Raw genomic sequence first — 26,233 nt, 5'->3', positions numbered from 1 at the left:
AGCTTATTACTTGAGGCCTGAATGAGTTAAACGTTCACAAAACTCACTGGAATATCAGGGTTTAGTGCCTCAAGCGTCGATTGAGTATCAGCTAGGTGGCTGATCTTGCCTTGCGAGTTCTCGACTAGTGCCGCTGCTTTGATGTCTTCAAACTGCTCTCCTGCCATCAGGATTTGAATCAGTGCGACCTGAAGTGGAGGTAGGCTAGGGTTGAATGCAGCGTTTTCTGCATAAGCCCCTTGGAATACGCTACCACTGTTCATCTCAAGAGCAATACCACTGAGGTTGTTCGTGTAAGGCGCGTGGCTGATGTTCATTGCGTTAACAGCTTCTTGAATCAGAGTATCGTCTTCATCGTAAACAAACTCGTGTTTCACTTCCGCCATCAAACCTGACTCAATACCTAAGTCTGCAGGGCCAAACGCCTCAGGAAGGTAGTGATGCAGTGATTTTTCTTCGCGTTCTGGTAATTGGATCTTAAGCTCTTTCGCAGTGCTTAGCTCATTCATGAACTGTCGACAGTGTCCGCATGGGCTGTAGTTGATGGTGATGTCTTTTACACCACGTTCACCTTTCATCCATGCATGGCTAATTGCACATTGCTCTGCGTGAACGGTTTGCCCTAGCTGAACGCCAAAGAATTCCATGTTTGCACCGAAGTAAAGGCGACCAGAGAGGCCACGAACGATCGCGCCAACATAAAATTCAGAAATAGGAGCGTAAGAGAACGCTGCGGCAAAAGGAAGTAGAGCAACACGAAGCTCTTTATCAGAAAGATTGGTAGCGTTTAGCAGCTCATCAAACTGTTGCTCAGAAATAGTAGCATCAAAATCGTCTGCTTGGACGATAGGAGCAAGATGTTTTGAAAGTGCTTCAGGAGCGCTTGCTAGCGCCTGTTCAATGCGACTTTTCATGTTGAATCCTTGTTAGTGCATGGACAGTTATTCTATGTGAAGGATGAAAATGTTCCGTGCTTTAGATCACGTTAATTGATGTAATTGAACTTTACGTTACATAATTAGAGTGAGGTCACACATGTATTCGATTTCATCACGATTTAACGTTATCTCTGTCCCACTAATAACTATATCAACTGATATTCATACTGCGAGTTTTCTAGGAGAGGCTATGACCTGCTCGCTTTAGAGGAGAGTAAAGCAAGGCAGGTCATTGAGGTCTTTATTGGTACAACCAAACAGCTAAAGCAAAGAAGCTAGGCGCAAGGATAGAAGTGATGATGCCACAAAGCACTAATGCAAGGGACGAGAAGGCTGCATCGCCTGGTTGTTTTTCTGCACAGGTGGCAGTGCCCAAAGCATGCGATACCGTACCCATCGTTAAGCCGCGTGCAATAGGGTGTTTGATGCCAATGAGGTTAAAGATAGGGTACGCGAGAATGGCACCGAATAAGCCCACAATAAGCACTAGAATAGCGGCAACAGCAGCTTCACCACCTAGGTGGCTAGAAATCTCCATTGCGATAGGTGTCGTTACCGACTTGCCCACTAAGCTTGCAATCAAGCTGATGTCTGCTTTAAACGCTACCGCGATGAGCGTCGCTGTTAGCATTGACATTACACTACCTAACGTACAGGCCAGAGCGATAATGCGCCAGTTTGATTTGATCTGTGGCAGTTGCTCGTACAGCGGGTACGCCAGTGCAACAACGGCTGGTTGCAGCAAGAAGCTGATGTATTCGTTGTCTGCGTAGTATGTTTCAAATGGCACTTTTAAAAAGGTAAGTAACGGGATTAACACCGCGATGCTGATCAAAAGGGGGTTCGCAATAGGATTATTTACCTTAATAGCAATTTGGCGTGCGGCAAGGAAAACCACAATAGTGACGAGTAACCACATATCAATGTTTCTCCTTTAATAAGTAGTCTAAGAACCACGCTAAGGTGACCAACACAATCAGTGAGCCACCAACTGCACTAGCAATAATAGGAAGCGCATTCGCTAGTAACATATCAAAGTGCTGCATCAGCCCAACACTGATAGGGACAAAGAGTAGAATCATGTAGCGAATGAAAAGTGTCGCGCCGGGCTTAACCCATTCGACTTTGACTAAGCCAAGAGTCATGGAGAAAAACAGCACAAGCATGCCTAGGACACTTCCAGGAACCGAAATGCCAGCGAACTTTTGAATGGTGTTGCCGATACCAAGTGCTCCCATGATGAGTGCGAGGGAAATGAGCAAATGGATCAGCTGTAATAATCGATCTTTTATCATTTTGACAGCATATAAAACAACAAACACACCCGAAGGTGCGCTTGAACAAGGTAAGAAATTAGGAGGCTAGGCTCTCTACATAACGATAGACAGATTTTAGTATTGCTATCTTTTTTTCGTCACTTTCATGTTCGTGAACTAAGTTCTCTAAATTAAGCATATACTCTTCAATCTGGCTTTCAAAGACTTCACGACAGTGATGTGCCCAGCGTCTTTGCTCTTGGTCATCTAGTGTGCTTGAGTAGTGACGAGCACGGTAACGAAACAGCAACGGTTTGATGCGCTTGTCATCAAATTCAATATCCAGTGCAGCTAGGTTAGTTGGGTCCGTTTCACGAATGATGTCCATCGCCGCGCGGTCAGCAGGCGAGAAAAAACCGTCGTAAAGTTGCGTATCTACATCATCACTCTTTTCGTACTCACGCTCAATAGAGAATAGGTTAATGAGTTTCTCACGAATTTCTGGGTGTTGACGTAACAAAGCGAGGTTAGTTAGACATTGCTGACGGTCAATACCAATAGATTCTGCATTCTCAGCAGTGAGTGTTTTCGCTGGCGCTAGAATAGGGCACTTGTTCAGATGCACGAGCTTCAATGGTACAGGGAGTAAGTCACCCAACTCATCACGTTTGGTGTACAAACGCTCTTTTAACTCTTCAGCGGAAAGCTCAAGAATTGGCTGTGGATCTTTTGCCAAATCAATAGTGATAACGGCATTGTTGTTGGTTGGGTGCCAAGCAACAGGCACAATCCAGCTGGTGTACTGGCATTCACGTCCCAACATCCCAGATACGTGCATCAATGGCGTCATGTTAACGATATCGACCAGTTCGTTAAGCTTGCGCTTATTACGCATAGAGAAGAAGTAATCAAACAACTTAGGTTGAGCCGCTTTGATTTTTTTCGCCATCTCAATTGTTGCAATCACGTCTGCCATCGCATCGTGGGCGTTGCTGTGTTCGATGCCATTTGCCACAGATAAATGTTCAAGTTTGAAACTCGGGAAACCTTCATCATTTTCTGGCCATTCCACGCCTTCAGGACGGAGGGCGTGACACGCGCGCATGACGTCAAGTAAATCCCAACGTGAGTTGCCGTTTTGCCAGCTCCACGCATAAGGATCGATAAAGTTGCGGTAACAGGTGTAACGTGTGACTTCATCATCGAATCGAATACTGTTGTAGCCAAGGCTAGTAGTATTTGGTTTAGAAAGCTCTGCGTGGATCTTAGCGATAAATTCAGGTTCAGGTAGACCTTCTTGCATCGCTTTTTGTGGTGTAATGCCAGTGATCAAAGCTGCTTCGGGTGAAGGAAGATAATCAGCGGGTGGGCGACAGTACATCACCAAAGGTTCACCAATGATATTGAAGTTTTCATCAGTGCGGACGCCGGCGAATTGGCTTGGGCGATCTTTGGCTGGACTTGTTCCCCAAGTCTCGTAATCAAAAAAGAAAAAAGTGGGCTGATTATCTTGGTGCATTCTGCTTACCGTTTACGGAACCGATAGGAGTATTAGACCATTCAAAGCTTTGACTCGCAACGAAAGATGCAACGTGACGTTGTGAAAATGAAAAAGCCAAAGCTGAAGAATTCAATTGATTTGAGTTTGATTAGCCAAAGTGTTTAATTAAGTCCAACATTTCCCTTCTATGCAAATAGACAGTGGGTTCTTCTTGGTAGCTGAAAAGTTGATAAATCATTGCCTTAGCGACATCTCTAGCCTGAATCGGTACAAAGTCGGCGAGTTTTCCCCACATTAATGGTCGAGTGACCTTAGAAAGTGATTGAATGAGCCTCTCGTCGGTACGGGGTGTATCACGTTGGCCGACTAAGGGACCAGGTCTAGCAAAGACGACTTCTTCGAACCCCATTTTCTCAATGTTCTTTTCCATCTGCCCCTTACAGGCGAGATAATGAGAGAATGATGAAGCTTTCGCTCCCAAGCTTGAAACTATCGCGATTCGTTTCACTCCTATCATTTTCATTTGTTGGGCAACCTTACAGACCAGTTCTACGTCGACTTTTCGTAGCGCTTCCTTGCTGCCAGCTTGCTTAAGTGTCGTACCTAAGCAGATTACTCCGATACTAGGAGTTGGCTGTTGTTCATCCCAATTGTGAATGGAAAGCTCAGCATCAATAATAGGCACTATCTTGCTTTCAGTATCGGCAATGTCAGAAAGCGCTCTTCGAGAAAGAGAGTATACGGTTTCTATGCTGGGTTGTGACAGCAGGTTAGCGATGACTTCTTTGCCAACAAGCCCAGTTGCGCCTGCGATTATGACGCAGGTATTTGAATCATTGCTCATCATATCCTTCCTCTTAGAGAACAAGTGCTTAGGCTATTGTAGCTTATTTGTTCAACTAGGTTTCATGTGCAGCTCGAATGTTTGAAGCTTAACGAGCAAGCCAAAGTGAAGTCGATGACATAAATAAAAAGACCCGTAGGGCAAACGGGTCTTTTTCGTTAGGAGAATGATAAGGGGACCGATCGTCGGGGTTGTCGTGTTGGTGTTGGCTTGCCTCTCTTCGTAGGGCGACGACTTTGATTGGCAAACATGGTGCCTCGCTTAGTTTATTGGGACACATTTACGATTGCATCAGTCATGCCAAAACCTGCCAGCACTATAAAAGAAATCTTCTGGTATTAAAATCTGACATTAAAGAAAAATGCAATTTTCATTTAAAACAAATAGTTAGCTTGTTGTGGGCCTAGGTTGTGTACAGCGGTGATTTGACCCCTTCGCTTCTATATTAAGGGGGTAATCTGCAATTTGAGGTGGTTGATGCCATTTCATTGATGAAATTAGGTTTCTGAAGCAATGGTTTTGTCAATATGGAAGTCAGATTGGTAAAAGTTGCTGTCAAAATGAGAAAACTAGGTGAAATTGCATGTGAGAGGGGTACACTGATTCTTTCAGAAAATTGAGCTGCGGGCTCATTTGAGATTTTCAAAGACCAAGGACGTCGTATGAACATAGATCTCAGTACGCTTGCACCAACGCAGGTGTACCATTTGATGACTCAAACTGTCATTCCTCGCCCAATCGCTTGGGTGCTCACAGACTCAGGTGAGCAAAACTTCAACTTAGCGCCATTTTCCTATTTTACCGCGGTTTCCAGTCGTCCACCTTTATTGATGATTTCTGTGGGGAAAAAGCCCAATGGTGACATCAAAGACACTACGCGAAATGCATTAGAAACCGGTAAGTTGGTTATCCACATCGCGCCGAGCGACCTAGCAGAGCAGGTCACCAAGTCTTCAGCAACGTTAGAGTATGGAGAATCCGAACTGGAAGTTACTCAACTCGAAACAACAGATTTTAAAGGGTTCGAATTACCACGCCTAGAGGGCGCGCCAATTGCATTCGGCTGTAAGTTACATGAAGTCATTGAGATGGGTGAGACGCCACAAAGTTTAATCTTTGCTGAAATTGAACACATTTATGTTGATGAACGGGTCATATCCATGGAAGGTGATCGTTTAAAAGTCGACGCTCTAGCAGTGGATCCATTAGCTCGCCTCGGTGGAAACGATTATGCCACGCTAGACAAAACGTTTTCTGTCGCTCGCCCAAAATAATTAATAAGGAACCATCATCATGGATCGCTCTTTTGCGCCAGAAATTCAAGCACGTATTGATAATAAAACGAAACCGCTTGGATCACTTGGCCTGCTAGAAAAAGTAGCATTAGAACTGGCGTTGATTCAAAGCCAAGATAAACCTCAAGCTGCGGAAACCATTGAAATTCGCAAACCGACCATGTTGGTATTTGCTGGTGACCATGGTATCGCTGAAGAAGGGGTTAGCATTGCACCAAGTGCAGTTACACAGCAAATGGTGGCTAATTTCCTTTCAGGAGGTGCGGCTATCAACTGTTTTTGTGAGACTAACCAAATCGATTTTAAAGTTATTGACTGCGGTATGTTGTCACCAATCGATACATTAATCCCAAACTTCAAAGATCATCCAAACTTAATCGAAAAGCGTCTTGGTAACGGTACGGCCAACCTTTCAAAGCAATCTGCGATGTCATTAGAGCAAGTCGCATTGGGCTTGGAGTATGGTGCGAAAGTTGCCGAGCAAAGTATTTACGGCGGTTCTAACTTTCTAATGTTTGGCGAAATGGGCATTGGGAACACAAGCTCGGCGTCTGCGCTATTAACAGCACTTAGCCCGTTAGAGGTCGATCACTGTGTTGGTTTGGGGACGGGAATTACTCATGAGCAGTTTGCCCGTAAGATTAAACTCGTCGCACAAGGCGTTGGGCGTTGCTATGAACTCGATGTGAAAGGTGTTCTTGCGCAAGTCGGTGGGTTTGAAATTGTGCAAATGATTGGCGCATTCTTAGAAGCGAAACGCCACAAAACGCCTGTTTTAGTCGACGGATTTATCGTCTCTGTTGCTGCTTACGTCGCGACTTTATTGGATGAAGAGACGCGAGATTACATGCTGTTTGCTCATAACTCAGAAGAGAATGGGCACAAGTTTGTACTGGAATGCTTGCAAGCGGAGCCTCTCTTGGATCTTGGGTTGCGTTTAGGTGAAGGGACTGGAGCAGCACTTGCCTTACCACTAGTGAAAGCGGCGGCTCAGTTTTACAACAACATGGCAAGTTTTGAGAGTGCAGGAGTAACGGTGTAGTGTCTGCGCTTGATAATACTATCCCTTCAGAGACTCGTTCTTTGCGTTATCAGAGCGAGCTTTTCTTGCTTGCAGTAAGCTTTTTTAGCCGTATACCTGTACCTGCTGATTTACCTTACAGTGAAACGCGCATGAACCAAGCGGGGCGGTACTTTGCTTTGGTCGGTGTGTTGCTTGGGTTGTTGTGCGCAGCTGTGTTTTCACTGGCAAGTTTGTTGTTCCCCAACTCAGTTTCCATTGTTCTAGCCATGGCTTTCAGCCTACTGCTTACTGGCGCGTTCCATGAGGACGGTTTAACGGATATGGCGGATGGCATTGGCGGTGGTATGACGTTAGAGCGCCGCTTAACCATCATGAAAGACAGCCGCATCGGGACGTACGGAGCGGCAACACTAGTGATGGCGCTGCTGGCGAAGTTTGTATTTTGGAGCGAGTTAGCCAATGAACCTCAGTTTTGGCTGATGATCGTCGTAGCGTACACCGTGAGCCGAGCACTAGCAGCCACTCTCATATATGACATGCCTTATGTTAGTGACGCGGATACCTCGAAAAGTAAACCGTTAGCGAATAAGCAATCGAGCTTAGAAGTCGCGATACTGCTCTTAACTGGTGGGGTTGTAGCGTTGTTACTGGGTGTGACTCAGGCAGCTGTGATTGTATTGGTATTGGCACTGTTTCGTGTGGCCTTTAAACGCTGGCTGACCAAACGTATCGGCGGATTTACTGGCGATTGCCTTGGTGCCGCGCAGCAGCTTGCAGAGTTGCTTGTTTATCTCACTCTTATCGCATTTAGTCATTCATTATGAAGCAACTTATTCTAGGTGGTGCGCGCTCAGGAAAATCGAGCTTAGCAGAGAGCAGGGCGCAACAGTGGGCACAAAATAAAAACGGAACGCTTCACTATGTGGCGACGGCATTGCCTTTTGATGAGGAAATGAGGCAGCGCATTGCTCACCATCAACTTCAGCGCGGCAAAGGGTGGACTGAACATGAATGTCCGCTTAAGTTGGTAGATCTAATATGCAGTTTTTCTTCTCAAGACGTTGTACTTGTGGATTGCTTGACGCTTTGGCTCAACAACTGGATCTTTGAACTCGGTGATGATTGCTGCAATGAGCGCTTAGAGGAAAAGATACATCAGCTGGTGAACGCGGTAGCGCAATCTGAAGCGAGGCTGCTTTTTGTATCTAACGAAGTGGGTATGGGTATCGTACCGCTTGGCACTGTTAGTCGCCATTTTGTCGATAACGCTGGGCGCATGAATCAAAAACTGGCGACGGTGTGTGAACGTGTCACGTTTGTAGCCGCTGGCTTGCCGCTTGAATTGAAATCTTAGGATGTGAAGAGATGCAAACGCTGAATATTTATCTGCTTCGACATGGCAAAGTAAATGCAGCCCCAGGGTTGCATGGACAAACGGATTTAAAAGTGGATGAAGAGGAGCAACGTAAAATTGCGCTAGCATGGCGGCAAAATGGCAAGGAAGTCGGCGGTATTATTAGCTCTCCATTGTTACGCTGTCACGACGCTGCTCAAATGATAGCTGAACAGGATTTGCTGCCTTTGAGCGTGGAACCCTTGCTTCAAGAGTTGGATTTTGGTGATTTCGATGGTGTCCCATTTGACATGCTTTCTGAGCACTGGCATAAGCTTGAAGCGTTTTGGAAAGCGCCCGCCCAACACACATTGCCCAAAGCGGAAAGTTTGGATGTATTTGCAAATCGCGTAACTTGTGCTTGGTCTCAAATCATTAATGATATCAATGACAACTTGCTTATTGTCACGCATGGTGGCGTAATAAGAATGATTCTTGCCCATGTTTTGGGTGTAGATTGGCGTAATCCACGATGGTATTCGACATTAGCGATAGGAAATGCGTCAGTAACACATATAACGATTACCATCGATGATCAGATTTACGCCTCAGTTCGTTCGATAGGCGTACCACTATTTGAAAAATAGTCACGGAAGTAGCTTCTGCTTGGTTCTCTCATTACTTGAAGGGAAACACGTTTTGGCTCGATTACATCAAAAGGAACCATAAATGACCGCTCCTAGCTGGGATTTATCCATCGTTTATAACGATCTCGCTGACCCACGAATTCGAGATGACATTGCCCTTGTAGAGCAATGCATTGACCTACTCAATAAACAGTCTGCCGATTGTAACTCTGTTGAAGTGATGCAAAACGCAATCTTAACCAGCGAGGCGGCAAGCCGTTTGGCTGGCACGATTGCGAACTTCGCAAACTGTTACGCGTCAGTGGATGCGACAAATGCAGAGGCGAAATCACTGCTGGGTCGTATGACGCGTATTTTCTCTGAGCTTTCTCAAGCTTACAGTGCGTTTGAGCTTAAATTGACTCACGCTGATGAAGAGTTCATTACTCGCGTTTTGGATCATGAAAATCCAGACATCAGTGGTCAGGCGTTTTCAATCCTAAACTCTCGCAAACTGGCTGACACACGCTTAAGCACCGAAGAAGAAAAGCTGTTAGCGGCAATGAGCGTGGATGGAAAATCTGCGTGGGGTAAGTTATACAACAACCTCACGGGCTCTTTGAAAGTGAAGCTTGACTACGCTGATGGTGAAAGTGAAGAGCTTGGCTTCTCGCAAGCAGCAAGCATTCTTTATGGCTCTGAATTTGATCGCCAAGAAGCTGCATGGCGTGGCGTTCAAAAGGCGATGGCGACACATCAAGAGTCTTTTGCTTCTATCCTTAACGCGCTTTCAGGTTGGCGCTTAACAGAGAACAAAAAGCGTTCTACCAAACGCGATGTCCATTTCCTTGATCCAAGCTTGCATGGCAGCCGAATCAAAGCGGAAACGTTGGATGCCATGATGAAAGTCGCTAAAGACAGTCGTGAAATTGGTCAAAAAGCCGGTTTGTTGATGGCGAAGGTCCACGGTCTGGATGAGATGAAACCGTGGAACCATCTTGCTGCGATGCCTGCTTTGAGTGGCGAAGCGAAAGTTTATCCCTTCGATGAAGCAATCGACGTCATTTGTGAAGCGTTTGAAACCGTGAATCCAGACATGTCCGAGTTTGTTCGCATGATGGTACAAAACGGCTGGATTGATGCTGCGCCTAATGCCAATAAACGCCTTGGTGCATACTGTACTAAGCTGCCGGCGACGCGTACGCCGCTTGTGTTTATGACGTGGAGTGGTAGCCGCTCAGACCTGATGACGCTTGCTCACGAGCTTGGTCACGCATTCCACAACTGGGTGATTCGTGACTTACCGCTTTGCCAAACGTATTACCCAATGACGTTGGCAGAAACCGCCTCGATTTTCGCTGAAAACATCGTTCGTGATCATCTGATTTCAAAAGCAGAAAGTGTGGATGATAAGCTCGAAATGCTGTGGGAAGAGCTCTCTTCGGCGTTAGCGCTGATGATCAATATTCCAATTCGTTACGAGTTCGAGAAAGCGTTCTACGAGCGTCGCCAAGAGGGCGAACTGACAGCGGATGACTTCTGTGAACTGATGTCAGAAACATGGAAAGATTGGTATGGCGATGTGATGAGCGAAGCTGACCCTTATTTCTGGGCGAGCAAACTGCACTTCTCAATTTCTGGTGTGAGTTTCTACAACTACCCATATCTATTCGGCTTCTTGTTCAGTAAAGGTATCTACGCTCAACGTGATGCTAAAGGGGAGTGCTTCTACGGCGATTACGTAGAACTATTGCGCGATACTGGCAACATGATGGCAGAAGAGGTTGTAGACAAGCATCTGTCAATGGATCTGACGCAACCGGAATTCTGGCAGCAGAGTGTAGAGCTAGTTCGTGACAAAGTAGACGAATTTGAACGTTTACTCGCACAACGTGGTGAATAAACGCTAAAAGTTGATCAAATCATAATGATCTTCTTTAGGGCTGTGGTAAAGTTCACAGCCCTAACACTTTGTAATTGTTTAAAAAACAAACGCCTCAATGCTTGATTTGAGTGCATGGCGCGAAAAGGTATGGGATTTTAAATAAATTTGGTGGCTTCTACTCATAAGTGGGATCGCAACAACAAAAATTCTTTGTACAATTTATTAACATACCCGCCGTGCTATTAAGGAGTAACGCATGACGAAGTCTCTCTTTCGCCAATCGTTTTTAACTGACACGTTAGATGTTCATATTGATGTCGCGCCAGCGGAGCAGGTGCTGTCTAATGGTGTAAAACTTAAACTCTATCAGCGTGGTGTGCTAGAAGTCATTCCTGATGAATACACTCAGGAAACCAAGAACGTCATCATCTCTTGTGGTGTCCACGGGGATGAAACCGCACCGATGGAGCTGGTGGATTCAATTATCAAAGACATCGAATCAGGCTTCCAGAAAGTCGAGGCTCGATGCTTATTCATTATCGCTCACCCAGAATCGACTCTGGCGCACACGCGATTTTTAGAAGAAAACCTTAACCGACTGTTTGATGAGAAAGAGCACGAGCCAACCAAAGAGCTTGCGATTGCTGATACCCTCAAATTGTTAGTCAGAGATTTCTATCAAGATACGGCAGCGGAAACACGCTGGCACTTAGATTTGCACTGTGCGATCCGTGATTCAAAGCACTACACCTTTGCGGTGAGTCCGAAAACGCGTCATCCTGTTCGTAGCAAAGCTTTGATTGATTTTCTCGACAGCGCGCATATTGAAGCGGTGCTGCTTTCTAACTCGCCAACCAGTACATTTAGCTGGTTCAGTGCAGAGAACTACGGCGCTCAAGCTTTGACGATGGAACTGGGTCGAGTGGCTCGCATTGGTGAAAACGACTTAGACAAACTGACAGCATTCGATTTGTCACTGCGTAACCTAATTGCAGAGGCGAAAGCGGAGCACTTGTCTAAACCATGTATCAAGTACCGTGTTAGTCGTACGATTGTGCGTTTGCACGAAGATTTCGACTTTATGTTTGATGACAACGTCGAGAACTTTACCTCATTCGTTCACGGCGAAGTGTTTGGTCACGATGGTGACAAACCATTGATGGCGAAGAACGATAACGAAGCCGTTGTTTTCCCAAACCGCCACGTCGCGATCGGTCAACGCGCAGCATTAATGGTGTGTGAAGTGAAAACGCGCTACGAAGATGGCGAGTTAGTCTACGATTAATGCCATATCGCCTTAATTTTGGCGAATAAAGCGTAAGAACACATTTGCAATTTACCGAGGCTTAACTGTAAGGTTAAGCCTCGTTTGTATTTATCGGCTACTATGGATTTTCAACAACTTATCCTGAACAAGGAACGACGCTGGCAACGCAATCTTTTGATCATGTCAGTGATTCTCGTGCTGCTCTCTGCTATCCACTTGATGGTCGGAGAGGTATTCCTTTCTCCTTTTCAGTCTCTCTCTGCATTTGAACAAAAACTCTTGTTGGATTTACGCCTGCCACGTTTGGTTTCTGCCGCCATTATCGGGGCAGCATTGGCGGTCTCTGGTGCTACCTTACAAGTTCTACTCGGGAACGTATTAGCCGAACCCGGCGTTCTCGGGATCTCCGGTGGCGCGAGCTTGGCAATGGTGCTCGTCATGTTTGCCTTGCCAGTTTTACCGTCTCCAATGATCTTTATGTTGGCTTCCATTGCCGGTTCGATGTTGTTTACTGTTATTTTGGTTGGTATCGCAAGAGCAATGCATCTTACTACCGCAAGGTTGCTGCTCGTCGGTGTAGCACTGGGTATTCTGTCGAGCGCGATTGTGACGTGGGCATTCTACTTTAGCGATGACTTAAGCCTACGTCAGTTAATGTACTGGCTAATGGGGAGCATTGGTGGGGCAAGTTGGTATCAGCACACCGTTACTTTGGTCATGCTACCTGTGCTGATTTGGCTCTGCTGCAAGGGCAAACCACTTGATAAGTTGATGCTAGGGGAAATCCATGCCACTCAGCTAGGTATTGATGTTCATCAGATGCGCTGGAAGCTCATTTTGGCAATTTCCATTCTCGTTGGTGGCTCCGTTGCATTGGGGGGGATCATTAGCTTTGTGGGCTTAGTCGTACCGCATCTACTTCGATTGGCGTTTGGTACAGAAAACCGTTACCTGTTGCCTCTTTCTGCGATATCTGGCGCAGCCTTATTGGTGTTTGCGGATATCGGCGCGCGTTTGTTGCTTGATTCCGCTGAGCTGCCGTTGGGAGTGATGACCACTTCTATCGGCGCACCTATCTTCATTTGGATGCTGGTGAAAAGTCATGATGCACGTTAAGCACATCGCAGTGGGAAGTCGACTGCTACCGCTCTCCTTTGAATGTAAGCCGGGTGAGGTTGTCCATGTCGTGGGTCCAAACGGCTCAGGAAAGAGTACATTACTTGGCGCGATATCTGGCACTTTAACTCAGCGTGAATGCGTGAGTGGGGAAGTACTTGTCGATAATAACGACCTGCTCACAATGCCACTTTCAGAACAAGCGCATATCCGTGGGTATTTGTGTCAGCAATCAAGACCTGCATTCAATGTTGATGTCTTTCAATACTTAGCACTTTCATTGCCAACTGGTGCCAATATCAGCGACGCGAAAGTACGAGATGCCGTTAATATTGTTATTGAGCTAGTACAACTGCAAGACAAGCTTCATCGAAGTATTCAGACATTATCCGGCGGTGAATGGCAGCGTGTCCGTTTAGCCGGAGTGTGTTTGCAAGTGTGGCGCACAATTAACCCTTACTCTCAGCTATTGATTTTGGATGAACCCGCAGCGCCGCTGGATATTGCCCAAGAAGGACTGCTATATCAGCTCATTAATGCCGTCGCTGCGCAGGGGATTGGGGTGTTGGTCGCAAACCACGACCTAAACCGAACGCTGAGGCATGCTGACAAGGTACTGCTACTCAATAACGGCGTATTGCATTCTTCCGGTAACGCCGATGAAGTACTAACGGAAGAAGGATTAGCTGAGGTGTTCCAAACTCAAGTTAAGAAGGTCTTGGTAGAAGAAAGGCCGTATCTGATTTTTGATTAGTATCCCAAGGAGATACAGAGCATCCAGATGCCAAGCGTTTATTTGTTGCGAGATTAAAACAGAGGCATCTGATGTGAATGGGACTTCTTGATATCTAATGGGTCATCGACCCCCTGAAAGTACTCCACCCAAACTTTATTACTTCTCGGAAACTCTCGTCGTAGGGCTTTCTTAACGTGTTTACGCGTACTGACCAAATCTCCCGTCAACGTTTGGTTGTGATACCCAATTTCAACAACTTGGAACTGGCTATCTGCTAGACAGTAAATCAGAAAACCGCGATCTCTTTTGTAAGTCTTAACCTTTACCGCTTCTTTAGGCTGCAATTTTTTGAGTTGTTTTTCGACTAACGGCAACACCTGAGATATATGAATCATAGGCAATCCACGATATGGTAACTGAGAATAGGTTATCAGAGAGATAGACCTCAGAAATATCAATAAATACAGAACAGGTGTTTAGTGGAGTAAAAAGCATGGATTTAGCTTCATTGACCAGAGATTCAATGAGGCTTAACTTTTAAGTAATGAGGCTCTGAGTAGACATAAAAAACGCCCACAAATAGAATATTGTGGGCGCTGAATTTTATCTGTAGTGCCTAATCGACGACTTACTGTGTAAGTGGCTTAAGGTCTGCAGGGCGGTAGTAAACTGATTTTAGGACCTTGCCTTTACGTACCGTTTTGCCTTCAGATACAAAATCTTCTGCGCATTTCGCAATGATGTATTCGCCTTTTTGAACCGCCATCAGCTTGATGCCTTGTTCAGCGTAGAACGCTTCTGTTTCTGCGTATTCTTGTTCGTTGCGACACACTTTGCTCATGTTGCTTGAGTGCACTTCGTCCCAGCAAGGGATAAAGTCGATACCACGGTTCACCGCTACGTTAAGCAGTAGATCGATCAGGTAGCTGATCGCTAGGTTATCTTCAACTTTGCTGTCACCAAGGTGTACTAGACGACCCATTAGAACGTAAACGCTGTCAATGATTGCGTCTGCTTGCTCTGTTTTGCAATCCGCTTCCGCTAGTTCAGTAAGCTCTTCGATCGCCAGAGAAGTGTGTAGCGTGTCTGCTTGTGCATCTAGGCTTGCAACATCCGCCACTGGTAGGTCGAAAGTGCTACGGAACTCGGTGATGTCACGGTATAGGTGATCAAAAATCTCTTGGGTTAGCTTTGACAGTTGCATTCTAATGTCCATTGAATCGATTGAAGTCGCAATCATATCAAACCGAACTTTAATCCCCAAGCGATCCCATTCTAACTGGTTAGAAATCTGTCTCTTGGGGAGTGAGTTTTAGCGGAATAGGTAAGGGAAGAGCTTCTTACGTTCTTCCTCTGAAAGCGCTGAGATACGTGCGATATTGGTATCTGGAATGGACTCGGGATCAGGGTAGTGTTTGAGTACCTTTTCCATGCTCTCTTCACGGATCAAATGAAATACTGGGTATGGAGAGCGATTCGTTAAATTCTCATCATCTTCTGGTTCCGCACCGCCAAAGCAGTAATCGGGATGGAAGGTGGCAACTTGGAAAATGCCTTCCCAATCTTGCTGTTTGATCAAGCCTTCAACCCAATCAATGAAGAAGTTGTAATCCCAGAAATCTTGCAGCATGTTGGGAACCACAACCAAGGTTGTCTCCAGTTTTTCTGGCTCGGTATTACTCAGTTCGATCAACTGCAGCAAAATGTCTTCAAGTAGTGCTTCTTCTTGCGAGGCTTCACTCACGAAGATTTTGATTTGTTTATTGCGCTGTGGCTTAGCGGCGAACGGGCAGAGATTTAACCCGATCACGACATCATTGAGCCATTGATCGACTTGCTCTGTGATCGCATTGATATCGGTGTTTGATGATTCTTGTGTTGAGCGCGTTGGCATACGACTTTCTTGCTTTTATGAATGTGGCGCAAGCATAGCAGACCAACGCCACAACATAAAATCAATAGGGCTTAACGCTTTGTTAAGCCGTTATGTCTGCGTTATCGCCAGCGTCAATTCGCTCTGCGATGTGTTTTAAGAATGCGATAGCAGCGAACATGGCGATGTACAGTGCACTGCCACCGATGAGTACACTCGACCAACCGCCGCTTTGCCAGCAATAGAGCAATAGGAATCCACCTAAACTGCCGCCAATGTAGTAATGCACGAGATACAATGCGGTCGCCGTCGCTTTTGCTTGTGTCGCGTTTTGTCCAACCCAGCCGTAAGCAAGAGTGTGAGTGAAGAACGCGCCGAAGCTGATCAATAACAAACCTGTCAACATTGCAGGTATGCTTTCAATAACTGCGATCCACATGCCAGCCATACTGACGATAGAGCCTAAAAACATGCCAAGTATCGGTGAAAAGCGTTTACTCCAATGTCCGGCACAACGGGAAGAAAACGTACCACCCAGGTAGCAAACAAAGATGAGAGAAGCTAACCCGACAGGCACATTATGTGGCGCACTGACTAAGCGGAATCCCATTACCGAATAAAGATTAACGAACAACGCAAAGTTCAAACCACCAATCAGCATGGCGAACCACACACGTTGATTTTTGAAGTGTCCGATAATAGCTCGATTGTGGTGCCTTAAACTGCTCGAAGAAGGGGTGAAGTTTTTCTGCTTTGGTAGCAAGTAATGCACGCTGACCACGCCGATAAGGGTGAATAGCATCATAACTTCGATGGCGATATCGATGCTGAAGTTGTCTGCCAACAAACCTCCGCTGATACGCCCTGCGATCCCTCCTAGTGAATTGGCTGCGATATAAGTACCAATCGCCATTGAAAATGCGTGTTTATCTAGCTCTTCCGCCATATAAGCAACGGCAACAGCAGCAAACGCGGCAAGCGCAACACCGATCAAAGCGCGACAAACCACTAAGAACAAAAACGAATCGCCAAGCAGCATTAATGCGGAGATAGCAGGGATCGAAAACAGACCAAACATCATTACAGGTTTGCGCCCAATCGATTCGGAGAGCACAGCCATCGGGACCAAGCTAAAGGAGAGAGCCAGTGTAGTGGCGGCGAATAACCAGTTGACCTGCGTTTCCGAGATCTGAAAGTGTGCCGCAAAGCTTGGCAGCATCGGCTGAAGGAGATAAAGGTTCGAGAAAACCAAAAACGAGCCGATCGCCAGAGATAGTGTAATGCGTTTGTATTCCGGAGTGCCGAAACTGACCATGAGTCCTGCCTAATGCGAGCGAGCAAATATAAAGAAACTGTGATCAATCTATCAGTTAGTTGTGGATTGAAAAAATATATTAAAAATATGGTTGGTATATATTTTTGATCTCATGGAATCGAAGCAACTCAAACACTTCTTGGCGGTCGCGGAACACGGCAACATTACTCATGCAGCTAAGGCTTTGCACATTGCTCAGCCAGCGTTAAGCATTTCAATTAAGAAGTTCGAACAGTCTCTTGGTGTGACGCTGTTTCGCCGAGAAGAAAAGAAAATCAGCTTAACCAAAGAAGGGGAAACCTTGTTGGTTCACGCTAAGCGAGTAATTCAGCAGTTACACGATGCGCAGCTAGCGATTGATGAGCTCAAAGGTTTAGCCAAAGGGGAAGTACGCCTTGGTACGCCTTCAATGATGGGCAGCTATTTTTTCCCTCGAATTGTCATGGCGTTTAAGAGCCAGTATCCTGATTTAAAGCTGACGCTGGTGGAGGCGGGCACTCAGTCTATCCGTAGAATGTTACTTAATGGCCAGCTCGATATTGGCGTGATTAGCTGTGACGATGTACCAGACGACTTAGAAACGGATCATCTGTTTACTAGCCAAATGGTCGCCGTCGTGGCTCCGGAACATGAGTTAGCTCAGCGCAGTGCCATCACATTTGATCAGTTTTTCGAGCATGATTTGGTGATGTTCCAACATGGCTACTTCCACCGAGAATTCTTAGACCACGTTAGCGAAGAGCATGGCTTTACAATGAAGTCTTCATTCGAGACTAACTTGCTACCGCTCATTCTGAGTATCGTTAAACAAGAATTTGCTATTACCGCTCTCCTTGAATTAGTGACACAACATGAGCAGGGTGTGGTGGGTATTCCATTTGAACCGAGCGTTAAGCTCGACCTTGCACTCGCTTGGCGAAAGCAAGGCTATTTGTCCATCGCCGACCGAACTTTTATCGACTTTATTAAGCGGTATGTTTGATGGAAAGAACTGACTTGCGTTGTTGTCACCCAGTGGGGAAAGAACGTAATTCAGAATCTACTATCGGAGTTTTCTTGGTAAGCTTTTTACTGTTCTGCACTTTGATAATAGAGAACACATCTGCCAAAGATCCACTGTAATAAGACTCTTTGGCTAGTGCGCTTTTAGCTTTCCACGAGATTCGAAAAAGTACGTCATGAATACCATGTAGGCAACGACGAACAGCAACTGCAATATCCGTACGTAGAACTTATCATCTAGAGCTCCGTTACTCATGGAAGTTCCCATCAGCACCATAAAGCCTGTAAACGCAGTAGCGTATATGGGCGCTTTAGCTGGGTCAGTATAAATTTTGGTGCCAAGTAATGCGATGACCACCATAGTGACAAGTATATAAATATACAGATTTGGTACAAGTGAAATCGTTACAAAAGCGGCAAAGGCAAGAAGACCGCCGAGCATGTTGCTAGCGACGAAAAACATTGATGTTTTACCTGCTTTGTCACTTGTCGCCATTAGAGATAGCAACATGACAAAGGCAACGGTCAGCAGTATTTGTGATAATTGAAAATAGAAGTATAAACACACCAAAGGGAATGACATCATCCACGCTCGGGTGGCAGCATTCCAGCGTGCTTCTTTACTCAATGGAGAAGGGGGGAAGCCCTCGAATGTATGTTCCTCCTGTTCGGGGAAATAGACGTGTGAGAGGCCGTAAAGAGCCACAGCAACAATACCAGAAAAGGCGAAGCCGACGCCCACATCTAACGCTGCTTGTTGGTCAATGATGGTTACTGAAGGGATAAGAATCAGAGCTATCATCAAGAATGTTGCGAACATTACCCATTTGGGGTCAGTGAATAGATAGTAGCCCCACAGGATGCCCAATGAGAACACGGTAAGGAAAGCGATTTTATATTCCGGTAATCCCGTTGAGACCAAAAAACCAATCACTGCGGTTGAAATCAGCGCATAACCAAGTTGTTTTACATGCAGAACATGGAATTGCGGCTTATCGACGATGAACTTAGCCGTCAGCAGTGGAGTACAGAATGCCAATGGCCAGTTGAACCATAGGGCAATGAAAGCGGCACACCCCACAGTGACAATGTAGCGTAGGATGCGTCTTTCTTGCGTTTGAGTGATGTTAGCGCACATAAGAGAAAACACTCACTAGGTTAATCCACACCTTGCCAAGGAAGTTAAACAGTGTGTTGTTTCCGGTATACACCACGACGTCAGCTTGGCCACCGATGCGCATTAGGTCGATGGCGTGTTCATCATCAAGTTTTATGGTCACTGGCATGCGTTGTGTATCGCGTAGCCAACCATTCTGGTTCTTGACCGTTGCCAAGGTGCCTGGTTGGTTGTTCGCCTCCCATGCAACACCTAAATCCACCGAAGATACCGTACCACTGAAAGTTCGGCCTGGGGCGTAATCAAGTGCGATTTCAACTTTGTCACCAGCATGGATGTTACCTAAGCTGTTTTCACGAAAGAATGCCTCAAGCCATAATCCATCGTTTTCTACAAACGTCATTAGTGGCGCACCCGCGGATGCATATGCTCCCTGTGACAAATTGAAATTGGTGACGGCTCCATCAGAGGGAGCGCGCATCGTGGTACGAGATAAGTTCAGTTGCGCTTGTTGAAGTTCAAGTAAGGCGGATTGAATTTGCGCATTTTCTTCACCAGTAGCACCGACTTGAAGTTTGGCTTTCTCAAGGTTTGCTCTAGCATTTTCTACATCAGCGTTGGCTCGATCAATCGTTGCTCGAGTGGTGTCGGCATCTGACTTAGATACTACCCCTTTTTCCGCCATTGCCAGTATGCGCTGCCCCTGGCGTTTAGCATTTTCTTGCGCGACGAGAGCGGTCGTAAGTTGAGCTTGTGCTGACATGACTCCGGCCATTTGTGAGCCGACATTTTGTCCTGCTATCTTGAGCTTTGCTTCGGCCTGTTTGACCGCGATTTGGTAATCGAGGGTGTTGATCTTAAGTAGCACATCACCTTTCTTCACCTCCGAATTTGGCTTGATATTGATACTCTCGACTTGCCCTGAAACTTGGGGGATAAGTGAAACTACATTGCCTTCCACACGCACATTGTCGGTGGTTGGAATGATCCGGTCAGAGATGATAGCCGTCCCAATCGATACAAGGGTTAATGCGAGCAGCGCATTTGTGGTGCGTTTTACCTTATTTACTTTCTTCGGTTCTTGGGCGGTTGGGTTTTCTTTTGCTGTATCTGACATATTCGAGCTCACAAATAATGGGACAGGCAATGGCTGAGTTCTTTATCGGATTGAGATTAAGGCCGTTATGAAACTCAAAGCTGTTTAGTTGAGAGACAAAATACACCCTAGTAAATACTAGAAATTGCCATTATGCGACAACGAGAAATTTTGATGGAGAGAGCGGGGCTACAGAAAGAAAGGGGAGGTGGCAAAGAGCTTCTACTAGAAAAGCTCTTAAAAATCTGAATTAGTTGCTGTTGTACATCTTTTCAAAGTTCTTAGGATTCCAACCAATCATTACACGGTCACCAATCTTCAGAACAGGAACTGATCGCGCTCCTAGCGCGTCGAGCTCTTTACGTCCGCGTTGCATTTTGGCGTTGCACAAACGGTAATTAATGTTTTTTGAATCGAGATAACGCTGAGCATCTTTGCAGTGAGGGCATTTGTCTTTGATGTAAAGAACGACACGTTTCATTCAGTTTCTCTCCATTATCGTGGGAGCCGAAGTCTACTATAACCGTTTCTATCTCGCTAGTTGTTGTCTTAGTGAAGAAAAGAATGACGATTACCCCTAATCGCTCATTAATCTTTCATACCGTAATTCTACTGGCGGTGGGGAAAAAGTACCAAAGCAGCGCTTTGCTCACTCAAACAATAGAACTCATTTCGCGCATTATTTAGTATCCGTTTGCCATTTATTTCACTGATATGGCGAATTTCTGAACCTTTTGCGAAGGGTTCAATTAGTGCATGGATGATTATTTAAGGTTTGGGAAACATGTCAGGGAAGCGGGTCGCGAAAAATACGCTTTTTCAGATAATGAAAATGCTGATCACAACGATAGTTAACCTGTATATGGTTCGCATACTTCTGCAAGAGTTAGGTGTCGAAGGTTACGGTGTATTCAATCTAATCGCTGGTGTGTTGGCGTTGATGATGTTCCTAAATGGCGCGATGACCACTTCAAGTCAGCGCTACCTTTCCTATTATTGCACTAAGGTTTTGTCAGAGAGAAAAAGAGTATTTTCGACAACCAAGCATCTTCACTTATTTGTTGCCTTATTAATCGCTTCCGTTTTGTGGATAGCGCAAGACTTCGTATTCAATTCACTTATCAATGTACCAGCAGGGCTGCTTGTGTCTTCACACAGCTTGTACCAAGTGATGGTTATTGGAGTATTTGCCTCTGTTCTCACCGTACCATTTAACGCGCAAATCAACGCCTATGAAGACCTGGGGGTTGATGCGTTTCTTAGCGTGGTTGAATCAGTTTTAAAACTAGCTTCCGCTTTTATTATTGGATTCGTTGACAACCCACTGACAGCGCTCGGGGTATTGTTTGTTTCTGTTTCATTTTTAATGCTTTTGGTTAAAGCCCTGTACTGTACAGCTCGTTATCGCGAGTGTGTTTTATGGAGCTCAACGCTCGACGTTGCGTTGCTGAAAGAAATGGTTGGATTTACTAGTTGGAACTCGTTTGGAGCGGTATGCGGCGTTGCCAGAGTTCAGGGGCTTGCTATTGTCCTTAATAATTTCTTTGGGGTAACTATTAATGCGGTGTATGCCATTGCGATGCAAGTTAATGGGAAGTTGAAAGAATTTAGTATCAACATAATGAAGGCGATCAACCCTAAAATCGTCAAGGCTGAAAGTAATGGCCAACGTTCAGAGATGCTCAACCTTTCAATGCAAGCAAGTCGGTTTAGTTTGTTGCTTTATTCAGTAATCGCTCTTCCTATCTACTTCGAAGCCAAGTTTATATTGTCACTATGGTTAGGAGAGTATCCGCAAGAAGCCGTGCCTTTTGTGAAGTTGTTTTTAATCTTGTCTTTGGTCAACCTGACGACAATTGGTCTTCAAACGGCGATTCAAGCTATTGGCGATGTTAAGGCGTACCAATCAACCATTGGTTCGGTATTACTGCTGACGATTCCTTTTGCTTATGCAGTATTGACATTAGGTTATCCCGCTTACTCGGTAATCGTTGTTTCTATCGTAATGGAAGTGGTTTCTTGCTTGATGAGATTTGGCTTTTTGCGGAAGAAAGCGGGGCTGTCCATCAAACGATATGTATTTTTTGTTTTGACTAAAGCACTACAAGTTATCACTCCCACTTGCGTAGTGCTATTCGTATTCACTAGTAGCTATGAGCCTAGCTATCTTCGCGTTATCTCATCCGGATTCATTTCATTTGGCATGATTGTAGGGCTGACATATTGGCTTGTGCTAAGCACAGAAGAAAAAAATTTAATTCGATTAAAGGTATAAGGATATGACTCCAAAGAAGTTGGTTATGGTTGGGTATACACATGATACCAACCTCGGTGACCAAGTAATTGCCGATAGTGCAGAGTATCTAATTAGGAAAAATGCCCTTGAAGAACAACTTGTTGTTGAACGATTTAACCTTAATTATTCCAATGAGTTTAATAGTGCAAAAAAAATTAAGAGAAAATCGATAAACAAAATCCTTAGTAAACTATCACCACGTTCTTCCTTTAATTACAAAATTGGCTGCTACAAACGTGATTATAAAAATAAGTTTGATGATGCAGCGGCCATTGTTTTCGCCGGTGGTGGCATGATCAAATATAAGTATCAAGATTGTTGGGCTCATATTTCAGCACTCGTTGATACTGTTCAAGCTAAGCCATGCCCGATATTTTTTAATGCGGTTGGTGTAGAAGGTTATGATCAAGCTGATTATAAGTGCCGTTTGCTAAAAGCGAGTTTAAATAACTCATCCGTCAAAATGATCACCACCCGAGATGACTTGAATGTATTGAATGACGGATACATTGAGACAGACCATATTGAAACGGCCCAAGTTGCTGATTCTGCGGTGTTTAGTTCGGAAGTTTATGGTGTAAAGAAAAACTCGACTGATCGAGTTGGCGTCGGCTTAGTTCGTTCAAAAATATTCAAAGACAATGGTCTTGATTTTAATAGGGAGCAAGTGATTGCTTTCTACGCGTCTTTGCTTTCTGAACTGGAGTTGAGAGGGCAAGAGTATCAACTATTTACCAATGGGTTAAAAAGCGATGTCGATATTCTCATTGACTTAGAAAATTATATGGGTAAGCCCCTTCACATTATCGAGCCTCAAACTCCTCAAGAACTGGTCGAACTGATCGCCACGTTTAAATGTACGGTTGCTGCTAGGTTACATGCATGCATTATTTCATACTCTCTCAAAGTGCCTGTGGCTGGGTTGGTATGGAATAACAAAGTCAAGATGTTTGGTGATTGTATTGGTTACCCAGATCGATTTTTTACCTACGAGCAATTTGATGCCAAGTCGATTGTCGACCGTTTGATGCAGTCTGTTGAGGAGGGTTACGAGCCTAAACGCTATGAACAATATAGACAGACTGTGAACGCTAGCATCAACAAAATGATATCTATGATTTAGGAGCGAATTATGAATGTTGCATTGATTTTTGCTGGTGGTGTGGGAACCCGTATGCAAAATAGTACCAAACCCAAGCAGTTTTTAGAGCTATATAATAAGCCGGTCATTGTTTACACATTGGAAAAATTTGAAGAGAACCCAAACATTGATGCCATTGTTGTTGTTTGCGTCGAACCATGGATTGACTATTTAAGGAAGCTACTTTTTAAATTTGATATTCAAAAAGTGAAATTTATTATTCCAGGCGGTGAAAGTGGCCAAGAATCCATATTTAACGGGTTGTGTAAAATAGAAGAAGAATTTGACCATAACTCCGTTGTATTAATACATGATGGAGTGAGACCTCTGATTAATGATGACATCATCAATCGTAATATTGAGGCGGTGAAAAGCCATGGCAGTGCCATCACGACGTGTCCACCAGTAGAAACATTTGTCTTGGTTGATAATGATGATGTTGTTCAGAATGTTCATGACCGCTCTTTATCACGCTTAGCAAAAGCGCCACAAAGTTTCTATTTAAAGGACATTCTTCAAGTACATAGGCAGGCGAGGGAAGAAGGTTATATTGACGCAATCGATTCTTGCTCACTGATGACCACATATGGACACGATGTACGCTTGGTATCCGGCATATCTGAAAATATTAAAATAACGTCTCCAATCGATTTCTTTATATTTAAAGCGATCATTGATACTCAAGAAAACTTACAGGTGTTTGGTTAATGTTATGATTGAACAGAAGCAAAGTATCTTAACTGATGATAACAAAGATATTTATACTGCATTATCTGACTGGGGCGTGCTTAGAGATAAAACGGTATTAATTACTGGGGCAACTGGCATGCTGGCAGCCTGTGTTGTCCGCTTTTTGGTTTACTTAAATAAAGTCGATAATTTAAATATCAATATCTTAATCTTGGCTCGAAATAAGCAGCGAGTGATGGACACCTTTGGTGAAACCGCAAATGAGTTTACTTGTTTCTATCAGGACGTTTGTGAGCCAATAGACTATCAAGGCCACATAGACTTTGTGATCCACGCGGCGAGTAGTGCAAGCCCATACCATATAAAAAACGATCCTGTGGGTATCATCAAAGCAAATGTTCAAGGCACTTCAAATCTATTGGAGCTTGTCAAAGACATGCACGTAAGCAACTTCTTGTTTCTTTCCACCCGTGAAGTCTATGGAGAGGTATTGGACGTTGAATACATAGAAGAGACGGATTTTGGTCACTTCGACCCTCTTGATGCGAGATCGTGCTACCCAGAAAGCAAGCGCCTTGCGGAGACAATGCTCCAGAGTTATGCCGTCCAGTATGGATTAACGTTTAATTCGGTTCGCATTGCTCATTCTTATGGGCCTGGCATGTTTCTCAATGATGGCAGAGTAATGTCAGATTTGCTTGGGGATGTGGTTAACGATAAGCCTATTGTATTAAAAAGTGATGGCAGTGCGCTGCGTTCATTTTGCTATGTCACCGATGCCGTTTCTGCTCTGTTACTAGTTATGCTTAAGGGAGAAAAGAACACAGCTTACAACATTGCTAATGAGAACGACGAGGTATCGATTCTTGAGCTTTCAAAATTGCTAACCAAGCTTAGTGGAGATAAACACTCTGTAGTCCATGAGATCGCCACTGACAGCGCGTATTGCCAATACAAGAGAACGAAGCTATCTACCAACAAGCTAGAAGCATTGCAATGGCGGCCACATGTTGCGTTAAACGATGGCTTGCAGAAGACGATTTCATACTATAGGTAAATCAATTTGAAACAACTAACTTTCGAGCAACTTCGAAGTGTCCAGATGTCGATACTTGATAAGGTGCATGATTTTTGCCAACAGCATCAACTTGATTACTCGTTGGCGGGGGGCTCACTTCTTGGAGCAATTCGACATAAAGGTTACATACCTTGGGACGATGATATAGACATCATGATGCCTCGGGATGACTACGAATATTTGCTCGACAATTTTACACGCGAGAATCCAGACTTTACCTTTTTTAACCTAAATTCGGAGTCAAACCCTTATCCTTTTTTGTTCAGTAAGTTATCGCTTAATGGCTCAAAGATCTCTAATGGTCGAATTAAAGGTGTCGGGATAAACATAGATATTTTCCCAATCGACAGTCTGGGCCAAAATGAAGCACAAGCGAAACTCAGGTTCTCGCTTATGAAGGTATTTAATCTCTTTCCTAGGGTACAGCGTTCAAGAAAGAAACGATCTAACCCACTCGCTGAGAGGGTGTTTCGCTTGTCTCAGAAATTAGTTCGGGTAATTCCAACACATTGGTTTTTGCGTGCTATTGAGAGTTTGTGCTCACACCGATTGGTGAGGCAATCTGGTTTCGCAGTCAGTATCGGAAGTAGCTATTTGTCTAAGGAGTTGTGTGAAGCCTCTCTGTATCATGAATACACGGCCGTTGAGTTTGAAGATCGGCATTACCAAAGCATTGTGCGCTACGATGATTATTTATCGATGATCTATGGAGACTATATGCAAATGCCTAAAACACAAGATCGTGAGAATCACGATAATGTCGGCTATATTCAAGAACACTTGCTACCGATGTAGTGATAAATA

Annotated in this window: 27 protein-coding genes; 15 read left to right on the top strand and 12 right to left on the bottom strand. The window is 44.8% G+C overall.

Annotation, left to right across the window (positions count from 1 at the left end; all coding sequences use genetic code 11):
• Nucleotides 1-26: 26 nt before the first annotated feature.
• The 5 genes from cdd to J4N37_RS09615 all read right to left on the bottom strand — a co-directional run bounded on the left by cdd (nucleotide 27) and on the right by J4N37_RS09615 (nucleotide 4,539).
• Nucleotides 27-914: a cytidine deaminase gene (cdd, locus tag J4N37_RS09635; protein ID WP_252040740.1), complete on the bottom strand. Its 888-nt coding sequence runs from the start codon at nucleotides 912-914 to the stop codon at nucleotides 27-29.
• 265 nt (nucleotides 915-1,179) lie between these two features.
• On the bottom strand, nucleotides 1,180-1,857 hold the full coding sequence (locus J4N37_RS09630) for an LrgB family protein (RefSeq protein ID WP_010448701.1): 678 nt from the start codon (nucleotides 1,855-1,857) through the stop codon (nucleotides 1,180-1,182).
• A gap of 1 nt (nucleotide 1,858) precedes the next feature.
• Nucleotides 1,859-2,233 (bottom strand): CidA/LrgA family protein, encoded by a 375-nt coding sequence (locus J4N37_RS09625; RefSeq protein WP_010448702.1) that lies wholly within the window; start codon nucleotides 2,231-2,233, stop codon nucleotides 1,859-1,861.
• A gap of 58 nt (nucleotides 2,234-2,291) precedes the next feature.
• Entirely contained in the window at nucleotides 2,292-3,713 is a 1,422-nt protein-coding gene (sbcB, locus tag J4N37_RS09620) for an exodeoxyribonuclease I (RefSeq protein WP_252040738.1), read from the bottom strand.
• Nucleotides 3,714-3,843: 130 nt separating this feature from the next.
• Nucleotides 3,844-4,539 (bottom strand): NAD(P)H-binding protein, encoded by a 696-nt coding sequence (locus tag J4N37_RS09615; protein ID WP_010448704.1) that lies wholly within the window; start codon nucleotides 4,537-4,539, stop codon nucleotides 3,844-3,846.
• A gap of 662 nt (nucleotides 4,540-5,201) precedes the next feature.
• On the opposite strand from J4N37_RS09615, the gene J4N37_RS09610 reads away from it, so the two are divergent.
• The 9 genes from J4N37_RS09610 to btuD all read left to right on the top strand — a co-directional run bounded on the left by J4N37_RS09610 (nucleotide 5,202) and on the right by btuD (nucleotide 13,839).
• A complete protein-coding gene (locus J4N37_RS09610; RefSeq protein ID WP_010448705.1) occupies nucleotides 5,202-5,813 on the top strand; it encodes a flavin reductase family protein in 612 nt (203 codons plus the stop codon).
• Nucleotides 5,814-5,832: 19 nt separating this feature from the next.
• On the top strand, nucleotides 5,833-6,876 hold the full coding sequence (gene cobT, locus J4N37_RS09605; RefSeq protein WP_252040736.1) for a nicotinate-nucleotide--dimethylbenzimidazole phosphoribosyltransferase: 1,044 nt from the start codon (nucleotides 5,833-5,835) through the stop codon (nucleotides 6,874-6,876).
• The gene (locus tag J4N37_RS09600) at nucleotides 6,876-7,682 is read left to right on the top strand and encodes an adenosylcobinamide-GDP ribazoletransferase (protein ID WP_252040734.1); all 807 of its coding nucleotides are present in this window, start codon (nucleotides 6,876-6,878) and stop codon (nucleotides 7,680-7,682) included. Before cobT ends, J4N37_RS09600 begins: the two co-directional genes overlap by 1 nt.
• Nucleotides 7,679-8,212 carry a bifunctional adenosylcobinamide kinase/adenosylcobinamide-phosphate guanylyltransferase gene (gene cobU, locus J4N37_RS09595; RefSeq protein ID WP_252040732.1) on the top strand — a complete coding sequence of 178 codons (534 nt, stop codon included), beginning with the start codon at nucleotides 7,679-7,681 and terminating at the stop codon, nucleotides 8,210-8,212. The genes J4N37_RS09600 and cobU overlap by 4 nt, the downstream gene beginning before the upstream one ends.
• 11 nt (nucleotides 8,213-8,223) lie before the next feature.
• Nucleotides 8,224-8,838, top strand: a complete 615-nt coding sequence (cobC, locus tag J4N37_RS09590; RefSeq protein ID WP_252040730.1) for an alpha-ribazole phosphatase family protein — start codon at nucleotides 8,224-8,226, stop codon at nucleotides 8,836-8,838.
• 82 nt (nucleotides 8,839-8,920) lie between these two features.
• Nucleotides 8,921-10,720 carry a M3 family oligoendopeptidase gene (locus J4N37_RS09585; protein ID WP_252040728.1) on the top strand — a complete coding sequence of 600 codons (1,800 nt, stop codon included), beginning with the start codon at nucleotides 8,921-8,923 and terminating at the stop codon, nucleotides 10,718-10,720.
• Between the two features lie 238 nt (nucleotides 10,721-10,958).
• On the top strand, nucleotides 10,959-11,987 hold the full coding sequence (locus J4N37_RS09580) for a succinylglutamate desuccinylase (RefSeq protein ID WP_005439838.1): 1,029 nt from the start codon (nucleotides 10,959-10,961) through the stop codon (nucleotides 11,985-11,987).
• Nucleotides 11,988-12,089: 102 nt separating this feature from the next.
• Nucleotides 12,090-13,085 carry a vitamin B12 ABC transporter permease BtuC gene (gene btuC, locus J4N37_RS09575; RefSeq protein WP_252040726.1) on the top strand — a complete coding sequence of 332 codons (996 nt, stop codon included), beginning with the start codon at nucleotides 12,090-12,092 and terminating at the stop codon, nucleotides 13,083-13,085.
• The gene (gene btuD / locus J4N37_RS09570; protein WP_252040724.1) at nucleotides 13,072-13,839 is read left to right on the top strand and encodes a vitamin B12 ABC transporter ATP-binding protein BtuD; all 768 of its coding nucleotides are present in this window, start codon (nucleotides 13,072-13,074) and stop codon (nucleotides 13,837-13,839) included. The genes btuC and btuD overlap by 14 nt, the downstream gene beginning before the upstream one ends.
• 53 nt (nucleotides 13,840-13,892) lie before the next feature.
• Here the strand turns inward: btuD and J4N37_RS09565 are convergent, their stop codons facing one another.
• From J4N37_RS09565 to J4N37_RS09550, 4 genes are all read right to left on the bottom strand, one after another.
• The gene (locus tag J4N37_RS09565) at nucleotides 13,893-14,216 is read right to left on the bottom strand and encodes a hypothetical protein (RefSeq protein ID WP_252040722.1); all 324 of its coding nucleotides are present in this window, start codon (nucleotides 14,214-14,216) and stop codon (nucleotides 13,893-13,895) included.
• Nucleotides 14,217-14,449: 233 nt separating this feature from the next.
• Nucleotides 14,450-15,025, bottom strand: coding sequence for a nucleoside triphosphate pyrophosphohydrolase family protein (locus J4N37_RS09560; RefSeq protein WP_005445519.1), 576 nt, complete (start codon nucleotides 15,023-15,025; stop codon nucleotides 14,450-14,452).
• A gap of 108 nt (nucleotides 15,026-15,133) precedes the next feature.
• The gene (locus J4N37_RS09555; protein ID WP_252040720.1) at nucleotides 15,134-15,715 is read right to left on the bottom strand and encodes a DUF1415 domain-containing protein; all 582 of its coding nucleotides are present in this window, start codon (nucleotides 15,713-15,715) and stop codon (nucleotides 15,134-15,136) included.
• An 82-nt stretch (nucleotides 15,716-15,797) separates the two neighbouring features.
• Nucleotides 15,798-17,009 (bottom strand): MFS transporter, encoded by a 1,212-nt coding sequence (locus J4N37_RS09550; protein WP_252040717.1) that lies wholly within the window; start codon nucleotides 17,007-17,009, stop codon nucleotides 15,798-15,800.
• Nucleotides 17,010-17,121: 112 nt separating this feature from the next.
• Here J4N37_RS09550 and J4N37_RS09545 point away from each other — a divergent pair, with 112 nt between their 5' ends.
• Nucleotides 17,122-17,991 carry a LysR family transcriptional regulator gene (locus J4N37_RS09545; protein ID WP_252040716.1) on the top strand — a complete coding sequence of 290 codons (870 nt, stop codon included), beginning with the start codon at nucleotides 17,122-17,124 and terminating at the stop codon, nucleotides 17,989-17,991.
• Nucleotides 17,992-18,144: 153 nt separating this feature from the next.
• Here the strand turns inward: J4N37_RS09545 and J4N37_RS09540 are convergent, their stop codons facing one another.
• The 3 genes from J4N37_RS09540 to J4N37_RS09530 all read right to left on the bottom strand — a co-directional run bounded on the left by J4N37_RS09540 (nucleotide 18,145) and on the right by J4N37_RS09530 (nucleotide 20,705).
• The gene (locus tag J4N37_RS09540; protein ID WP_252040713.1) at nucleotides 18,145-19,149 is read right to left on the bottom strand and encodes a DUF2955 domain-containing protein; all 1,005 of its coding nucleotides are present in this window, start codon (nucleotides 19,147-19,149) and stop codon (nucleotides 18,145-18,147) included.
• A complete protein-coding gene (locus J4N37_RS09535) occupies nucleotides 19,139-20,245 on the bottom strand; it encodes an HlyD family secretion protein (protein WP_252040711.1) in 1,107 nt (368 codons plus the stop codon). The genes J4N37_RS09540 and J4N37_RS09535 overlap by 11 nt, the downstream gene beginning before the upstream one ends.
• Nucleotides 20,246-20,474: 229 nt before the next feature.
• Nucleotides 20,475-20,705, bottom strand: a complete 231-nt coding sequence (locus J4N37_RS09530) for a glutaredoxin family protein (RefSeq protein ID WP_010448734.1) — start codon at nucleotides 20,703-20,705, stop codon at nucleotides 20,475-20,477.
• 303 nt (nucleotides 20,706-21,008) lie between these two features.
• Here J4N37_RS09530 and J4N37_RS09525 point away from each other — a divergent pair, with 303 nt between their 5' ends.
• Genes J4N37_RS09525 through J4N37_RS09505 form a run of 5 tightly spaced genes read left to right on the top strand, consistent with a single transcriptional unit; the run spans nucleotide 21,009 to nucleotide 26,224 of the window.
• On the top strand, nucleotides 21,009-22,499 hold the full coding sequence (locus J4N37_RS09525; RefSeq protein WP_029561000.1) for an MATE family efflux transporter: 1,491 nt from the start codon (nucleotides 21,009-21,011) through the stop codon (nucleotides 22,497-22,499).
• A 4-nt stretch (nucleotides 22,500-22,503) separates the two neighbouring features.
• Nucleotides 22,504-23,643: a polysaccharide pyruvyl transferase family protein gene (locus J4N37_RS09520; RefSeq protein WP_252040709.1), complete on the top strand. Its 1,140-nt coding sequence runs from the start codon at nucleotides 22,504-22,506 to the stop codon at nucleotides 23,641-23,643.
• 9 nt (nucleotides 23,644-23,652) lie between these two features.
• On the top strand, nucleotides 23,653-24,369 hold the full coding sequence (locus J4N37_RS09515; protein WP_010448737.1) for an IspD/TarI family cytidylyltransferase: 717 nt from the start codon (nucleotides 23,653-23,655) through the stop codon (nucleotides 24,367-24,369).
• A gap of 4 nt (nucleotides 24,370-24,373) precedes the next feature.
• Entirely contained in the window at nucleotides 24,374-25,408 is a 1,035-nt protein-coding gene (locus J4N37_RS09510; RefSeq protein ID WP_045393453.1) for an NAD-dependent epimerase/dehydratase family protein, read from the top strand.
• A gap of 6 nt (nucleotides 25,409-25,414) precedes the next feature.
• The gene (locus tag J4N37_RS09505) at nucleotides 25,415-26,224 is read left to right on the top strand and encodes a LicD family protein (protein ID WP_252040707.1); all 810 of its coding nucleotides are present in this window, start codon (nucleotides 25,415-25,417) and stop codon (nucleotides 26,222-26,224) included.
• Nucleotides 26,225-26,233: the final 9 nt, after the last annotated feature.

Origin of the sequence: Vibrio sp. SCSIO 43153, from assembly GCF_023716625.1 — a bacterium.
GTDB lineage: Bacteria > Pseudomonadota > Gammaproteobacteria > Enterobacterales > Vibrionaceae > Vibrio > Vibrio rotiferianus.
This window is presented reverse-complemented; position numbering and strand designations above follow the sequence as displayed.

Coding starts and splice junctions, on each gene's coding strand:
- J4N37_RS09520 (WP_252040709.1), top strand. CDS start 22,504: ATGACTCCAAAGAAGTTGGTTATGGTTGGGTATACACATGATACCAAC.
- J4N37_RS09510 (WP_045393453.1), top strand. CDS start 24,374: ATGATTGAACAGAAGCAAAGTATCTTAACTGATGATAACAAAGATATT.
- J4N37_RS09610 (WP_010448705.1), top strand. CDS start 5,202: ATGAACATAGATCTCAGTACGCTTGCACCAACGCAGGTGTACCATTTG.
- cobT (WP_252040736.1), top strand. CDS start 5,833: ATGGATCGCTCTTTTGCGCCAGAAATTCAAGCACGTATTGATAATAAA.
- J4N37_RS09585 (WP_252040728.1), top strand. CDS start 8,921: ATGACCGCTCCTAGCTGGGATTTATCCATCGTTTATAACGATCTCGCT.
- J4N37_RS09525 (WP_029561000.1), top strand. CDS start 21,009: ATGTCAGGGAAGCGGGTCGCGAAAAATACGCTTTTTCAGATAATGAAA.
- J4N37_RS09535 (WP_252040711.1), bottom strand. CDS start 20,245: ATGTCAGATACAGCAAAAGAAAACCCAACCGCCCAAGAACCGAAGAAA.
- J4N37_RS09560 (WP_005445519.1), bottom strand. CDS start 15,025: ATGCAACTGTCAAAGCTAACCCAAGAGATTTTTGATCACCTATACCGT.
- J4N37_RS09555 (WP_252040720.1), bottom strand. CDS start 15,715: ATGCCAACGCGCTCAACACAAGAATCATCAAACACCGATATCAATGCG.
- J4N37_RS09565 (WP_252040722.1), bottom strand. CDS start 14,216: ATGATTCATATATCTCAGGTGTTGCCGTTAGTCGAAAAACAACTCAAA.
- sbcB (WP_252040738.1), bottom strand. CDS start 3,713: ATGCACCAAGATAATCAGCCCACTTTTTTCTTTTTTGATTACGAGACT.
- J4N37_RS09580 (WP_005439838.1), top strand. CDS start 10,959: ATGACGAAGTCTCTCTTTCGCCAATCGTTTTTAACTGACACGTTAGAT.
- J4N37_RS09630 (WP_010448701.1), bottom strand. CDS start 1,857: ATGTGGTTACTCGTCACTATTGTGGTTTTCCTTGCCGCACGCCAAATT.
- cobC (WP_252040730.1), top strand. CDS start 8,224: ATGCAAACGCTGAATATTTATCTGCTTCGACATGGCAAAGTAAATGCA.
- J4N37_RS09530 (WP_010448734.1), bottom strand. CDS start 20,705: ATGAAACGTGTCGTTCTTTACATCAAAGACAAATGCCCTCACTGCAAA.
- btuC (WP_252040726.1), top strand. CDS start 12,090: ATGGATTTTCAACAACTTATCCTGAACAAGGAACGACGCTGGCAACGC.
- J4N37_RS09540 (WP_252040713.1), bottom strand. CDS start 19,149: ATGTGCGCTAACATCACTCAAACGCAAGAAAGACGCATCCTACGCTAC.
- J4N37_RS09615 (WP_010448704.1), bottom strand. CDS start 4,539: ATGAGCAATGATTCAAATACCTGCGTCATAATCGCAGGCGCAACTGGG.
- J4N37_RS09550 (WP_252040717.1), bottom strand. CDS start 17,009: ATGGTCAGTTTCGGCACTCCGGAATACAAACGCATTACACTATCTCTG.
- btuD (WP_252040724.1), top strand. CDS start 13,072: ATGATGCACGTTAAGCACATCGCAGTGGGAAGTCGACTGCTACCGCTC.
- J4N37_RS09545 (WP_252040716.1), top strand. CDS start 17,122: ATGGAATCGAAGCAACTCAAACACTTCTTGGCGGTCGCGGAACACGGC.
- J4N37_RS09515 (WP_010448737.1), top strand. CDS start 23,653: ATGAATGTTGCATTGATTTTTGCTGGTGGTGTGGGAACCCGTATGCAA.
- cdd (WP_252040740.1), bottom strand. CDS start 914: ATGAAAAGTCGCATTGAACAGGCGCTAGCAAGCGCTCCTGAAGCACTT.
- cobU (WP_252040732.1), top strand. CDS start 7,679: ATGAAGCAACTTATTCTAGGTGGTGCGCGCTCAGGAAAATCGAGCTTA.
- J4N37_RS09625 (WP_010448702.1), bottom strand. CDS start 2,233: ATGATAAAAGATCGATTATTACAGCTGATCCATTTGCTCATTTCCCTC.